The 13,250-nt window shown below is 39.7% G+C and carries 13 protein-coding genes and 1 riboswitch; of the genes, 1 reads left to right on the top strand and 12 read right to left on the bottom strand.

Annotated features, from left to right (window positions below; translation table 11 throughout):
- Positions 1–104: 104 nt before the first annotated feature.
- The 6 genes from ACIFOD_RS13590 to ACIFOD_RS13565 all read right to left on the bottom strand — a co-directional run bounded on the left by ACIFOD_RS13590 (position 105) and on the right by ACIFOD_RS13565 (position 5,776).
- A complete protein-coding gene (locus ACIFOD_RS13590) occupies positions 105–1,250 on the bottom strand; it encodes a glycosyltransferase family 4 protein (protein ID WP_430315105.1) in 1,146 nt (381 codons plus the stop codon).
- A gap of 49 nt (positions 1,251–1,299) precedes the next feature.
- Complete coding sequence (locus ACIFOD_RS13585) at positions 1,300–1,827, bottom strand: phosphatase PAP2 family protein (protein WP_397553504.1); 528 nt, start codon at positions 1,825–1,827, stop codon at positions 1,300–1,302.
- 143 nt (positions 1,828–1,970) lie between these two features.
- Positions 1,971–2,660 (bottom strand): LysM peptidoglycan-binding domain-containing protein, encoded by a 690-nt coding sequence (locus tag ACIFOD_RS13580; RefSeq protein ID WP_430315104.1) that lies wholly within the window; start codon positions 2,658–2,660, stop codon positions 1,971–1,973.
- Positions 2,653–3,252 carry a CPBP family intramembrane glutamic endopeptidase gene (locus ACIFOD_RS13575; protein ID WP_430315103.1) on the bottom strand — a complete coding sequence of 200 codons (600 nt, stop codon included), beginning with the start codon at positions 3,250–3,252 and terminating at the stop codon, positions 2,653–2,655. Before ACIFOD_RS13575 ends, ACIFOD_RS13580 begins: the two co-directional genes overlap by 8 nt.
- 9 nt (positions 3,253–3,261) lie before the next feature.
- Complete coding sequence (locus tag ACIFOD_RS13570; protein ID WP_430315102.1) at positions 3,262–4,728, bottom strand: RecQ family ATP-dependent DNA helicase; 1,467 nt, start codon at positions 4,726–4,728, stop codon at positions 3,262–3,264.
- The gene (locus ACIFOD_RS13565) at positions 4,706–5,776 is read right to left on the bottom strand and encodes a helix-turn-helix domain-containing protein (RefSeq protein WP_430315101.1); all 1,071 of its coding nucleotides are present in this window, start codon (positions 5,774–5,776) and stop codon (positions 4,706–4,708) included. Before ACIFOD_RS13565 ends, ACIFOD_RS13570 begins: the two co-directional genes overlap by 23 nt.
- Positions 5,777–5,999: 223 nt before the next feature.
- Between ACIFOD_RS13565 and ACIFOD_RS13560 the strand changes: the two genes are divergently transcribed.
- Positions 6,000–6,248, top strand: coding sequence for a ferredoxin (locus ACIFOD_RS13560; RefSeq protein WP_113967637.1), 249 nt, complete (start codon positions 6,000–6,002; stop codon positions 6,246–6,248).
- A 103-nt stretch (positions 6,249–6,351) separates the two neighbouring features.
- On the opposite strand, the gene ACIFOD_RS13555 is transcribed toward ACIFOD_RS13560, so the two are convergent.
- From ACIFOD_RS13555 to ACIFOD_RS13530, 6 genes are all read right to left on the bottom strand, one after another.
- A complete protein-coding gene (locus ACIFOD_RS13555; RefSeq protein WP_430315100.1) occupies positions 6,352–6,921 on the bottom strand; it encodes an ECF transporter S component in 570 nt (189 codons plus the stop codon).
- A gap of 154 nt (positions 6,922–7,075) precedes the next feature.
- A riboswitch (FMN riboswitch) is annotated at positions 7,076–7,209 on the bottom strand.
- Positions 7,210–7,326: 117 nt separating this feature from the next.
- The gene (locus ACIFOD_RS13550) at positions 7,327–8,238 is read right to left on the bottom strand and encodes a peptidoglycan DD-metalloendopeptidase family protein (protein WP_430315099.1); all 912 of its coding nucleotides are present in this window, start codon (positions 8,236–8,238) and stop codon (positions 7,327–7,329) included.
- A 462-nt stretch (positions 8,239–8,700) separates the two neighbouring features.
- The gene (locus ACIFOD_RS13545) at positions 8,701–9,939 is read right to left on the bottom strand and encodes a hypothetical protein (protein ID WP_430315098.1); all 1,239 of its coding nucleotides are present in this window, start codon (positions 9,937–9,939) and stop codon (positions 8,701–8,703) included.
- Positions 9,911–10,465, bottom strand: coding sequence for an RNA polymerase sigma factor SigX (gene sigX, locus ACIFOD_RS13540; RefSeq protein ID WP_430315097.1), 555 nt, complete (start codon positions 10,463–10,465; stop codon positions 9,911–9,913). The genes ACIFOD_RS13545 and sigX overlap by 29 nt, the downstream gene beginning before the upstream one ends.
- A 279-nt stretch (positions 10,466–10,744) precedes the next feature.
- Positions 10,745–12,511 (bottom strand): ATP-binding protein, encoded by a 1,767-nt coding sequence (locus tag ACIFOD_RS13535; RefSeq protein WP_397553497.1) that lies wholly within the window; start codon positions 12,509–12,511, stop codon positions 10,745–10,747.
- Positions 12,508–13,224, bottom strand: a complete 717-nt coding sequence (locus ACIFOD_RS13530) for a response regulator transcription factor (protein WP_397553496.1) — start codon at positions 13,222–13,224, stop codon at positions 12,508–12,510. Before ACIFOD_RS13530 ends, ACIFOD_RS13535 begins: the two co-directional genes overlap by 4 nt.
- Between the last annotated feature and the right edge of the window lie 26 nt (positions 13,225–13,250).

The raw sequence follows: 13,250 nt of genomic DNA, 5'->3' as shown, positions 1-13,250 counted from the left end.
TCCCTTATAGTTTATGAACTTGTCCATAAAGTTAGAATAGTAGTATAAAAAAAGGACCTTTTTCAGATCCTTTACAAACATCAGGAAAGCGGGTTAAGGTTTCTTCACCCTGACATCTGATTCCGATTGCGAAAAAAGCTAACTTCATGAAATTCCGTTATGAGTTGATCAAAGATGCAATCCCAGGATTGTTTTTCAGCCATTAGAAGAGCATTTCTTTTCATTTCATTTAGGAGATTTTCATTCAATATCTCTTCAATATGATGAATAAACGAAGGATATTGATGAGCTTTCGCCATCCTTCCGGTTTGGTTATGCTCTACGATGTTCGTCACACCGCCTTTATCAGCCACTACCGCTGGCAAACCGGAGGCAAATGCTTCTAACACTACATTTCCAAACGTTTCTGAAGCAGATGGGAAGACGAATAGATCAGAGGATGCATACACTTCCGCTAATTCGTTTCCTGTTACATAACCCGTAAAGAGTACGTCTTCTTGTTTGGTTTTTTCCATAAGCTCATTCCTCATTGGTCCATCGCCCACGATAACCCATTGAACTTGATCTTTTAATGCTTGGGGAAGGTGTTTAATCGTCTTTTCGAGTGTGTCCAAGTCCTTTTCAGGAGCTAAACGTCCCACATAAAGAAGAGTGTATTTCTTGTTTTTATTAAATTTCCCCCTTAGTTCAGGACTGCGCTTTTCCGGAGAATAGGTTTGACAATCGACTCCCCTGCTCCATATGGATAAGTCGGTAAAACCCTGGTTTTCTAAGTGAAGTTTCGTTTCCATTGAGGGGACAAAAATCCGATCTGCATGTAAATAAAACCACTTCATGTACTTCCATAATAATGGTGCCACCCACATCATTTTGTAATAGTTCAAATACAGGTCGAAATGGGTGTGGTAAGAAGCAACCAAGGGTATATTCATTTTCTTAGCACCGCGGACCCCATAAAGTCCCATTGTAAGAGGTGTGGTTACATGAATCAGTGTAGGTGAAAAATCTTTCAACTGCTTTTCAATCGTTTTCGGGTTGGCAATAGCTGTTCTGCATTCAGGATAAAAGAAAAAAGGAAAACTTGTGAAGGAATGTACATTTGGATAGGATTCTTTTTTCTCTTGAATATCAGGAACAAAGACCTTATACTCAATTCCCCGTTTCTCATAGTGATCCGTCAATCTTTTTAACGTTCTTGCGACTCCGTTCACTTGAGGATAATAAGTATCCGAAAACAATGCCACTCGCATGTACTCTTCCCCCTTAATGATTAACTTATAATTCGTAAAATCTATACGATTATCCTAAAAACAAAAGGACCATTAAAGTCGTAGCAAATGCAAGAAATGCCCCTGCCAATACATCTGAAGGATAATGGACTCCGAGAATCACTCTGGAATACCCCACTAACCAACTTATAGGAAATAGGATAAGCATCGTGGTTGGATACTGAATCATAAATGGAATCGATATGGAAAAGATAGCGGTGGAATGACCAGATGGAAATGAATGATCTTTAAATTCATAACCGTGTATCCTTGCATCGGGTAAAGTTAGATAAGGTCGGATTCGTTTAACCAACCTCTTGGTGATCGACATAATAACATGACTGATACATAACGTTATCATGGCGGCCATTACGGTTCGTTGCATCTGTGGATAATATTGACTCAAGAAGAACAGAATCAGGACGGAGGCTACAGTAAACCTCGCTCCTCCCAAATGAGTCACATAGCCGAAGAATGAACGATACAGCTGTTTGCTTCCATTGATTCTGTAAAATAAAAAGTCATCTACTTTTTGAAAGCGCGTAAGCATTCTGTCCATGAAACCAACTCCTTCTCTTTTAGTGCTGTCACCTCCATTATATTTACAGTTTGTAATGCTTCTTATAAATGAATGTAAATTTTATCGCGAATTTTTGTAAAAAAAAATAGCACCCGCCCCAAATCGCCTTGGGGGAGTGCCTTTTATTGATCTAATGGGATTTCCAGTACTTGCCCTGTCTGAATTTCATTATTTTGAATATGATTCCATTCCTTAATTCGTTCAACCCCTGATTGGGAATTGTAGTATTTCATAGCAATCCTGAATAGGGTTTCCTGGGGTGCGACCGTATGATACACGATCTTGTATGTTGACTGTTCTTCCTCAGGTTCATCTTTTACCTCTTCTTTCGGGCTTTCCTTTATTGATTCTTGTTCAGCAGGTGGAGAAGCCGGTTCAGTCGATGCTGGTTGTTCCTTTCCAGTCATTGAGGGAGCATCTTGAATCAAGGATTCTTCTTTTTTGTCATTCGCAGCTGACTCTTCTTCTTTTGAATCAGACTCTACAAAGCTCTCCTCATCCTCATTATCGGATTGGTCGTAGCGAACTTCTTCCACATCGTCCACATCTTCTGACATGACCACCAGGGGACCATCCCTGCTATCGAAATACGAATAAATGCTAAAAACCGTCAAGGGCAAAAGAATAAAAAATAAGAGCAACATACTAATCAATGGATATTTCATTTTCCATTTGTTTTTCTTCTTTTTCTCTCTATGCACTTCACTTCTGGCTGGAAGAGGCTCTCTTTTTTTGACTGGTGCTTCCTCTGGGACTCGTTCAATCTTTTGCTTTAATTTCGCTGCTTGATCTCGATATGGGTCTTTACTCATGAGACATCCCTTCTTTACTTCTTTGTCTTCCTTTCTTACGCATATGCATACCCAGTAAGAAATCGATGACAAAGTGCATGATGATTGTTACCAATAAATTCTCTGTTTGTTCATAAATGAAACCGATCCAAAAGCTAAGCAGTACAATATTGACAATTAAAAACCAGTGAGCCCAGTATCTGAAATGTATCAGAGCAAATATAATACTTGATAGGATCAAGCCAAAGTGAAATTGCAACACGCCTCTAAATAATATTTCTTCACTAATGCTAATGAAAAATGCAAGCAGTGCAATTTCACCCATGCTTCTATCCGTAAATATCCGTGCATTCACCCCACCATCGTCATAGTATTTACTGGGTAAATACTTCATCAATACGATATCGATGATCACAATCATCACACCGCTTGTTAATCCAATGGTCAAAATAGTCGGTGAAAAGTAAAACTGTTTCCAAAAACCCGACCATGTGTCAAATAAAAATACACCTAATCCCAAGGCAATCGTTAATAGTAAAAATTGAGTGAAATATAAATGAAAAGTTAACTGTTTCTTAGAAAGTTGTTGTATGACTTCCCCTTGTTTCTGCATGAATACCACTTATCCTAATAATAATTTTTCCAACCTTTTTTCCCATCTTGTTTCAATCGGGTCTTGAATGTCAGTTGGCCGGCACTTGAAATCCTTAAGGGAATAACCGCATTGATCACAACAGTAGCTATTCTCCTTTTGAAGCACTTCATCAAAATAATGAAGGAGCTTCTCTCTTCTACAGGAATCAACCTGTAACCACTCGATCATGGAGAGCAGTTTGTCCTTCTTGTATTGTAAACGATTGTTTCGAATTTGTTTCATTTTTTCTATTAATCTATCATGACTGAGTGTCTGCCCTTGAGTAAGCTCATCTGAATAATACGTAAGAAACCGATATTGAATCTCCGACAGTTGCAGCAAATCGATTATCTCCTTCGCCTGATTCTGTCTGCTTTCCTTAACATATCTTTGTATTTGTACATCCTCAGGTAATTCACTTTGAATAAGCTGCAGTGGGATCGAAAGGTCTTGTTCAGAGTATAGCACGACAGACAGACTGCTTTCTCCATCTCGTCCCGCTCTTCCGATTTCTTGTAAAAACGCTTCTATATTTGAAGAGAAATGAAAATGAATGACAAATCGAATATTTTCTTTGTTTACACCCATACCAAATGCAGAAGTGGCACATATGATCCTTAGCTTGTTGGATAGAAATTGTTGTTGAATCAATATCCGATCCTCTTGTTCCATTCCCCCATGATAATGAGCAACACCTGATACACCATTTTCCCCAAGCCACAAAGAAACGTCTTCTGCCATTCGTTTACTTGAGAAATAGATAATGCCCGGCCCACCCCATGTTGTCAGATACTTTAAAAGCTTATCCAGTTTCTCACTATGATTCGTGACTTTCTCAACGAACAGACCGATATTTTCCCGGTCAATTGAATAGACTTTTTCCACAGCATCTTCCATTTGGAGCACTCGTTTAATGTCTTTCCTCACTTCATCAGTGGCAGTCGCCGTTAATGCCAAGGTTGTCGGATTGCCAATCGACTCTTTAAGCTCCCCCAGTTTTAAGTAATCAGGTCTAAAGTCAGGACCCCACTGAGATATACAATGTGCTTCATCAATGACGAATAAAGAAATGTTTAAAGATTGTAGTAAGGGAATGATGGTCGGACTCATTAACATTTCCGGTGATATGAATATAAATTTATAAACGTTTAATTGCTCAAGTGCTGCTCTTCTCTCCATATAAGGTAAAAACGAATTCAGTGCGATCACCCGTTTTTCACCCATTACTTTCATCTGCTCCACTTGATCCTGCATTAAAGAGAGAAGTGGAGAAACGATTAACACTTGTCCTTTCTTTAGATACCCGGGTAATTGATAGCACAGCGACTTACCGGTTCCTGTCGGGAGCATCGCCACCGTATCCCGTTGATTTAGAACGGATTGAATGATTTCCTCCTGTCCTTCTCTGAAGGAAGAATAGCCAAATCTTTCTTTAAGCTCTTGTTGCAAATTCACGGTTCTCACCTGCCTTCGCAATCGCTACTCTGATTTGAAAATAAGATAAATGAGGAAGCTTTTCTTTTATCGGCTTTAGCCTTTTAGTTTGAGCGTCTTTCATAACTGAAAGCACATTCTCATATTCCACCTGAGAAATGAACGGATCTATTGCAAATTCTTTCTTAGTTAAGATTAGTTCAATCACATGATCTTCAATGGTATTTATCTTTAAATCACGTATACGCGCAATTTCTTCGATTGAATGCCCCCTTTGATACAACTCATATGTTTTGCTTGTTGAAATGGTCAGATTTTGCAGCTGATCACTTTTTAAGCTAATTGAGTATAATAAGGGATAAGTTGAAGGCTCCCTTTCTAATTCAGATAATATACCGTGAATTACATTAAGAAACTGAAAGCGGAATTCTTCTTCATGCATATTCAATTTTTCAGCAACCTGCAATTCTGTCCATCCATAATCCTTGTATCCCGTTAAGCGGAAAACGAGAATGTCTGGATTTAAGGTTTGAGATAGACTGGTCAACAGGCTATACATCTCCTTATATAAATCGGAAGACAATTTTTCAACATTAGGGGTCGCCCGTAAACAGCTCTTTACCCACTCTTGTATGTTTTTGTTACGTTGTACAGGAAAATAGAGCGTTTCCTGCTGTTTCCCGTTTGATAGAACCTGAACAAGGAGGCTTAATCTTTTCCAAAACAGAAACGTTTGATCACCGTAGACGAGACCATTCATATTTGATGGAAAGGAGTCACCCTGAAAATCTTTTTTTACAGAATCAGTACCACCAGTGGTCACAATCGCTTTCCCACTTTCATCGACAATGACATACCCCAATTTCTCTAATTCCTTTACCTTCTGATTAAAGTACGCTCGCTTAAGCTTAGGTAAAGAGAGGAAAAACGGCTGCAAATAAAAGATGTGAGCATCCTGAATCGACTGGGAAGATTTTTTTCCTTTTAAGATATGAAAAACAGAGTAAATCGATCTTTCTCCATTTATTTGCATGAAGCAATATAAAATCACATAATTAAGATAGGTCAATTCTCTACTCCTTAACGTGTAGGTTATTGTCAAATATTGTACCATGAATTTGTTGTTTAACCATGTTTTGTTTTTCATATATAGGATAAAAATAAAAAGAAACAACCTAACTATTGAAAAGTTATACAATCCTCTATAAAATAAACATTAAGTGATTTTTCACAAACTTACATTGTGTATAATGATGAATTATATAGAATTATTTACCCGGGAGGTTTTTTCTTTGCCAAAATATACGATTGTCGACAAGGATACATGCATTGCATGTGGAGCGTGCGGGGCTGCTGCTCCAGATATTTACGACTATGATGATGAAGGTATTGCATTTGTAACATTAGACGATAACCAGGGGACGGTCGAAGTTCCTGACGTATTAGAAGATGATATGATTGATGCATTCGAAGGTTGTCCTACAGATTCCATTAAAGTAGCTGACGAGCCGTTCGATGGAGATTCACTTAAATTTGAATAGTAGTTCCGAAGCTAAGGGGAATTCCTCTTAGCTTTTTCTTTTTGGCTGATAACATTAGAAAACCCCTCAAATGTAATTGAGGGGTTGATCATTTATATTTGCACTATGCCGCTTTGTTCAGGGCTGTCTGTCTTGATAACCAGCCTTGAAGACGAACGAATAGTAAGATAAAGACTGATGTTACAAGAATTCCTTTTAAAATGTTGAAAGGAACAATTCCTGTGATGATAATCTCCGCAGGAAGCTCAAAATTCATGAAGTATTTATAAGCAGGAAGGAACACAAAATAATTAAGAATTCCCATACTGATACTCATGACCACAGTTCCTGTGATAAGTCCGATCAACAACCCTTTTTTAGATTGAAGACGTGTATAAATATAATATGTCGGAAGAATCAAAAGCACTCCCGCCATAAAATTTGCAACATGACCAATCGGAACGCCGGTATCGCTTCCTGTCATGATGTAGTCAATCACGTTCTTGAATAATTCAACTAATATTCCTGCCAAAGGACCTAATGTTACTGTCGCAATCAATGCAGGTACATCACTGAAATCTACCATTAAAAACTTTGGAAATGGTGGAATCGGGAAGTTAAAAAGCATTAACACATAGGATATGGCACTTAACATACCAACCGTTACAAACATGCGTGTATTCATTTTTCTCATAAACCTCTCTCCTTTAGGAGATTCATCTCAAATCGAAGATAGCTCTAGCCAAAGGTAGCATTAAAAAACCCCTAGATACGTGTATCTAGGAGAATGATAAGGCATACCCGAATAAACGTTTAGCTTCCCTTTTTCTAAACGTTCTGGCATAAACCTTCATCTTCTCCCATCCAGACTATACTGTCGGCTTTGGAATCGCACCAAATCCTGCCCCTAAAGGCTCGCGGGCTTAGAGACAAATGTCTCATCACCGCCGGTAGGGAATTTCACCCTGCCCCGAAGACGAATCTTTATTTTTTTATACATTTTCATTATACATAATGATGGGGATTATGTGAAGGAAAACAGTTCGAATTCGAAATATTTTTTTGTTTACACATGGTACTTCTTAGGTTTACACTTCCGTTATTGGATATTTAAAACTTGTTGAGGATATATTGGTGACTTAAGATCCAGGCCATTCCAAGCCATCAAGTCATTCACATCCACTCCCTCTGCCACTGAAATGGAGTATAAAGTGTCCCCTTGTTTCACTACATACCCACTTCCGGCTGATTGAGGAATGGCTAACGATTGATTCACTACCAAATTGGTTTCAATTAACCCATTGGCACTCTTAATATCCTCTACAGATATATTGTATTGCTGAGAAATCCCCCAGAGGGTTTCTCCTTTATGTACGACATGATATACCATGTTTTCATTAATATGAACTTCTTTCGTGCTTACATCATGAGTGATTTCAGCTGTTCCAGAAACACCCACTGCCTGATAAGGATCCCTCTCCTGAGCAAACACAAGCTGGCCGACCTCCCCTTGTCCAAATACCATATAGGGATCGATTGCATTCTCCTTGTCAATCGTCCATTCACCCCTGTGCACCTCAAAATGCAGGTGAGCTCCTGTCGATCTGCCTGTATTTCCTAAATTTCCAAGCTGTTGACCTTGACCCACTTCTTGATTCTCTTCAACAAGCCGGCTTTCAAGATGAGCATATACGGTTTCATATCCATTTTCATGCCTTATGAATACAACATGTCCATAGCTTGGAGATAGGTATGATCTAATCACCTTACCTTTTGCAACAGAATAAACCGGTGAGCCGATGTCTCCTCCAATGTCCATTCCTTTATGAGTACCAGACCTTGTCCCATACGAATCCGTTATCATCCCTTCAACAGGAAATGTCCAGGATACCGTTTCCTCCGTGATCTTATTCGTCTCTGCTTTCGCTATCTTTCCTGTAAAGAACATAATGCTCACACACAATGCTAACAAGAATACGATCAAAAGCCTTCTTACATAATCCAAAATCATGCTTGTCCTCCTTACCCATTTAACGCAATACCTTATTTCTTCCCTACTGAAGCTTCACTTCCGCTACCTTTTCATCTATTAACCCATTCTTACCTTCTCACCATCATTTCATGCACTTCCCACTATATGTAAACCCTCCAATCAATATTCACGAGTGAATGAGATATTTCTCATGAGATAATTTTCCTTTGAGTAGTTTGTCTAAGTATGAGATAAATATACACCCAAAAGCGGATGCGGCTTGATTAGAGGCGACAAGCATAAGACGGGACTACCGGAAAGACGTTCTTTGCCTTTTTGGTAGTCCTGGCTTATGACCTCGAGCCTCTAGCCGCCGGAGCTGGACGACACCCAAAAGCGGAGGCGGCTCGTTCAGCCCCGACAAGCATAAGACGAACATCCCCTTAACATAAAAAAAGACCGGAAACGGATTTCTTTCCCGCTTCCAGTCTTCTGTGATAACTAATTTTCGAACGTTTTCTTATTCGGGCTGATCGGAGTCTCAATGGGTTCGTTGAACTTGAATCCATTCCAGCTTTCTTGTTTAATGTTTTCGAATTGAACTCTTTCGTACCCTGAGCTTTTGCTTGTCAATAAAATGCCTTCAATCATTTCCATGGCTGTTTCATTGCCTAATGTTTCTATGTCCAGTTCATTTAAGAAATTGATGGTTAGATATTCATCTGATTCCGTTACACTGATATTGATATTTTTCGGAATCACACTTTGGAAAAGGCCCGTTTCTGAGCTTTTCATTGCCTGGATGGACTCTTTGACATTTCCTCTATTTATATTATCCGGTACGAGAAAGCGTTCCCTTCCATTTGGAGAGTATAGGTAATAGGCCGTATGAACATCTTCATTAAGGTCGATTTTTGAGAATTCCCCGGTGGAACTGAATTCCGGAACGGATCCGTCTTGTTCTTGAAGAACCACTTCATTTAACCCCTTATGTTGAAATGAGTATAATAGAGAATGGTAAAAAGCGTATTCCACTGCACTAGCGCCACTATATGAATGCTCAGGATCCAAAGTGAAAATGACTTTGTTTTCACCCAAGGTAAATTTGCCTTTTAACGGGAGGAAGTCTTCCATCCCCCACTCGCCTTCAGGTAACTCACCTGCAATTTCTTCATGACGGGTCAACCAGTCTTCCTCCCCGTTTTCCGGGCGATCGACAATTGAAATAGGAACAGGTACCGCTTCCGGGGAAACGAGTCCATAAGAATAGTAGTCCTGCCCTTCTAAGTCTTCTTCATATAAAGATAATCTTTCTGCCGTAGTTGGTTGAAGATCTTTTTCAGTCTCAGCCATACTTAACTCGCTATGATCCTTGTCGGCTGTCATTTGGTCTTTATCGGTGTCATATATCATTTCTGATTTATCATCTGATTTCGCCAAGGAATCTTGTGCAGAATTCGTTGCTGAATCCCCACCGGATGATTCCGTTGATTTCATTTCTGATTTTTCCATACTATTTTCATTGAATTGATTTAATACGGTTGGAGCAAGCATGACCATGATGAAAATGGCTGCCAGCGCTGCGACTGTGGGAATAAAACGGTTAAAGGCAATGAACGTCTTTTTGTTCTTACGTTCCATTTTTGCGTATATTGATTGAGGAGTTCGATCATCTTTGATTTGAGGAAGCCTTTTGACGAGGTCCTCTATATCACGATCTTTCCATTCTGACTGCTTCAATGTCTCTTTCCTCCTTTGGTAGCCGTTGATTCATTTCAATTCTTAACCACTTTATGGCTCTATGCTGGGTCGTTTTCACTTTACTTTCAGACCAGCCCAGGACTTCAGATGTTTCAACAATTGAAAGCTCTTGTAAGTAACGCATAATAATGACCATTCGATAATCCGTCGAACAGCTTTTCAAACATTCGTATGATACCTGTACTTCTTCCTTCGCAACAGTAATTTCTTCCGGGAGTGCTCTATCGTCTGTCACATCATTCCGGCTCCAATCGAATTTATCCAATATCCGATTCTTCCAGTTCTTTTGTTTTCTAAAATGATCTATGGCTACATTTTTCGCAATCGAAAAAAGCCACGTTCTTTCAGAGCTTTTACCCTCAAAACGATCATGCGATTTAAGCACCCGGATATATACTTCCTGCACCAGATCTTCAGCCTGCTGCTTATTCTGTACCATGTATATGAGGAATTGAAAGACGTCCTGATGATAATCAGTGTATAGTTTCTCAAAAACGGAGTCCACTTGCTTCCCTCCCCGTCAATTTATTAGTCGTTTTTCCTATAAAAAAGTTACACACTATCAATATAGTATTTTTCTGGTAAAAAAGAAAGACTTATATTTAATATAGGTTTTACCTCAAATTAAAAGTCAACAAGGTACTTATCCCCTGTTGACTTCTCATATTTCCCTTTATTCTCATCATTTTTTCAACATCATTTTCTACTTGCAGAGAAAAATAAAGAATGTTTCCCATGTAACAAGAAAAATCGTCAAGTTTCTATGGATAACATCGATTCTTGGCTAAATGGGAAGAAAGAAAGTGAAGGTTGTCCCTTGATCGACTTTACTTTGAACCTGGATATGACCTTTATGGGACTCAATGATGTTCTTTGCGATCGCGAGCCCCAGACCCGTACCGGACTTCCCTCTTGTTCTGGCTTTATCCGCTTTATAGAAGCGCTCGAATACGAAAGGAAGATCTTCTTCAGGAATCCCGGAACCCGTGTCTTTTACGTGGAATAAATAACCGCCCTTGCTTTCCGTCAGGGAAACCGTTACTTCTCCACCTGTAGGAGTATGTCTTAACGCATTATCGATAAGATTGGTTAATACTTGTTCGATTCGGTCCGGATCCATGTGAATTTCATTTTTGATTCCTACATCGCTTTCAAAATAAACGGAGACCTTTTTTTCTTTGGCCAGTCCAATAAATTTATTCGTCACTCTTTCGGTGAAAGGCATGACACCAATGACGTCTTTATTTAGTGTGATATGCCCTGCTTCCATACGGGCCAAATCCAGAAGGTCATTGACCAGACGCCCCATTCGCAATGACTCATCATAAATAATGCGGGCTATTTCTTTCTTTTCTTCTTCTGTTTCAGCAATATCATCAACGATCGCTTCACTATATCCTTGAAGCATTGAGATTGGGGTACGGAGTTCATGAGAGACATTGGCGATAAAGTCTTTCCGAAGCTTATCCAACCTTCTCTCTTCTGTCATATCACGCACGACCGCCACGGCTCCCCTGATGTTGTTGTTATTGTATAGAGGACTGATAATCACCACATACGAACGCCCCTGCAGACTCAATTCACCTGTCTGCTCCATTTCTGTCACGACCACGCTCTGCAATAATTCTTTTACAGTAGTAGGGATGGCTTCCTCACTGTTTTCACTTTGCTCATAATACCAATGCTGCAGGAATCGATCGGCAGGTGGATTAGTGATCAAGATCGTGCCGTCCCGATTAAAGGTGATGACTCCATCAGCCATACTGCTCAAAATAGAGGAGAGCTGCTCCTTCTCCTGGCTCAATGCGTTAATGTGAAACTTTAGCTGTCTGCCCATTTGGTTAAATCCTGTTGCAAGTTCACCGATTTCATCCTTCGTCAAAATCGGAACCTTTGTATCAAACTTACCCTTTGCTACCTCAAAGGCCGCTTCCCGCATCTTCCTTAGTGGTGCAGTGATACGGGTGGAAAGGAAGAAAGCAAAGATGGTTGTTAAAATAATGGCAATCCCGGCAGCAAGCAAGATCAGTTTCGTTGTTTGACGGGTTGTATCTTTAATAACGCCAAGAGACTGATAGAGATATACCGCTCCATCTTCTTCATCGATATGAAGAGGAGTTCCTACAATGATGACATTTTCATATCGGTTCGACGACATTTCCGTGGATAATTCAATCTCTTTCTTGATGGTGATTTCTTTTGTTTTCACCGATTGAAGTTCTTTATCTTCTGAAATGTACTCATGAATATTCTTTTGAAACGCTGTAGAATCCTGGGAATAAAGTGATTCATTTTGATCTAATGAAATAATGATATTGACTGGGTCATCGATGATTTCTTTCCCCAGTTCCATCCCCAGCTCCAAGTCTTTATGATTCTCAATGACTCTCGCCACTTTTTCAGCTGTTTGGGTTAATTCTTTTTCAACCACATCGACGTGATAGTTTTGAAAGAATTCCAGTAAAAGAATCGTAAGGATAAATAACACAAAGGAAACTAAGAGCAGAATCGTTAGCCACAGCTTCCCTACAACACTACGCCATAGCCTCATTCATTTGTTACCTCGAACTTGTAGCCTACTCCCCATACGGTAACAATCATTTTTGCAGCCATCTCGGATACTTTATTCAGTTTTTCTCTTAATCGTTTCACATGGGTATCGACCGTACGCAGGTCCCCGAAGAATTCATAATGCCACACTTCTTTAAGTAGGTGCTCACGGTCAAACACTTTGTCAGGAGCTTTTGCAAGGAAATATAGCAGCTCGTATTCTTTTGGTGTTAAGTTCACATCTTTACCGTCAGCGGTTACCCGATGGGCATCATTATCGATCGTAAGATGAGGATAGACAATCAGGTCCTTCGCCTTGGAGTCTGTTTGAATAAAGCTTGTCTTTGAAGAACGTCTTAATAACGCCTTCACTCTCAGTACCACTTCGCGAGGGGAAAAAGGTTTCACTATGTAATCATCGGTTCCCACTTCGAACCCTTGCACCCTGTTCACTTCTTCTCCTTTAGCAGTAAGCATGATCACGGGCGTCGCTTTCTTTTCACGAAGGTATTTACATACTTCGATCCCATCCATCCCCGGCATCATGATATCCAGTAAGATACAGTCGTAATTATTCTCAAGAGCGAGCGCTAATGCTTCCTCTCCATTTTCGGCTTCATCAATTTCATAGTTTTCTCTTTCAAGATACATTTTTAACAGTTTGCGAATCCGGTCTTCATCATCTACAACTAAAATTCGAATATTTTCCTCCATGGGTACATCCCCCTTTTGTCTAATTA

Source organism: Rossellomorea sp. NRS-1567 (genome assembly GCF_050467885.1).
Classification (GTDB): Bacteria; Bacillota; Bacilli; order Bacillales; family Bacillaceae_B; genus Rossellomorea; species Rossellomorea aquimaris_C.
This window is presented reverse-complemented; position numbering and strand designations above follow the sequence as displayed.

Bases quoted from the DNA above. Each gene is read 5' to 3' on its own strand.
- ACIFOD_RS13580 (WP_430315104.1), bottom strand. From the start codon at position 2,660: ATGAGTAAAGACCCATATCGAGATCAAGCAGCGAAATTAAAGCAAAAG.
- ACIFOD_RS13530 (WP_397553496.1), bottom strand. From the start codon at position 13,224: ATGGAGGAAAATATTCGAATTTTAGTTGTAGATGATGAAGACCGGATT.
- ACIFOD_RS13575 (WP_430315103.1), bottom strand. From the start codon at position 3,252: ATGCAGAAACAAGGGGAAGTCATACAACAACTTTCTAAGAAACAGTTA.
- ACIFOD_RS13590 (WP_430315105.1), bottom strand. From the start codon at position 1,250: ATGCGAGTGGCATTGTTTTCGGATACTTATTATCCTCAAGTGAACGGA.
- ACIFOD_RS13555 (WP_430315100.1), bottom strand. From the start codon at position 6,921: ATGAGAAAAATGAATACACGCATGTTTGTAACGGTTGGTATGTTAAGT.
- ACIFOD_RS13550 (WP_430315099.1), bottom strand. From the start codon at position 8,238: ATGATTTTGGATTATGTAAGAAGGCTTTTGATCGTATTCTTGTTAGCA.
- ACIFOD_RS13585 (WP_397553504.1), bottom strand. From the start codon at position 1,827: ATGGACAGAATGCTTACGCGCTTTCAAAAAGTAGATGACTTTTTATTT.
- ACIFOD_RS13535 (WP_397553497.1), bottom strand. From the start codon at position 12,511: ATGAGGCTATGGCGTAGTGTTGTAGGGAAGCTGTGGCTAACGATTCTG.